Source organism: Luedemannella flava, from assembly GCF_039528515.1.
GTDB classification, from domain to species: Bacteria; Actinomycetota; Actinomycetes; order Mycobacteriales; family Micromonosporaceae; genus Luedemannella; species Luedemannella flava.
In genome coordinates this window covers 1-710 of sequence record NZ_BAAALT010000318.1, presented here as the reverse complement: position 1 = coordinate 710, position 710 = coordinate 1, and the positions used below count along the sequence as shown (strand labels likewise).

Annotated in this window: 1 pseudogene; it reads left to right on the top strand. The window is 80.8% G+C overall.

Annotated elements, in window-relative coordinates:
• Nucleotides 1–166: 166 nt before the first annotated feature.
• Nucleotides 167–710 (top strand): annotated as a pseudogene (locus ABD211_RS32955) (hypothetical protein); the annotation flags it as partial.

The window sequence follows — 710 nt, the reverse complement described above, 5'->3', positions numbered from 1 at the left end:
CGCCACCGCGCCGACCCCGCCGGCTCCGCCCACCGAGGACTCCGGAGCCACGAGCGAACACGTCGGGCGGCGTCGCCGGATCACCGGGGCCCAGCCCACGCCGCGCGTCGCTCCCGACGAGCCGCGCGCGCCGCTCGGCAGCCCCGCGGCGCCCAGCGGGCCCCCCGTGACCCCGGGGATGTCGGGCTCCTTCGGGAGCCCGGTCGCCTCCGGCCCGTCAGGTGGCACCGGCGGCGGTCGGCTGGGCCGACGCTCCCGCGACACGGGCGAGAACACGCGCGCCGACGCCACCCCGCCGCCGCGCGCGCCCGGGCTCGGTCAGCCCGGTCCGTCGACGCCGACGCGCGTGAGCCGCGACTCGCCCGCGTGGCACGAGTTCACGGGGGAGACCCCCCGCGTCTCCGGCGCGCCCACACCGGCGCCCGCACCCCGCCCCGCGACCTCGGGCGGCCTGTTCGGCAACACGGGCGACCTGTTCGGTGGCACCGGCGACCCGTTCGGCGGCCCCCGGCCCGGCGCCCGCCCGCCGGCGTCGGCCGACGAGACCGCCATCCGGCCGCCGATCACCAACTCCTCCGAGACCATGGAGGTCGCCCGCGTCGTCGACCCGCCGACCTCGGGCGGGTCCGGCGCGACGCCTCTGATCGCCTCCCGGCCGACCGGCCGTCCGCCGGTCATGCCCGGCCCGGCCGTCATGCCCGGTCCCGGTG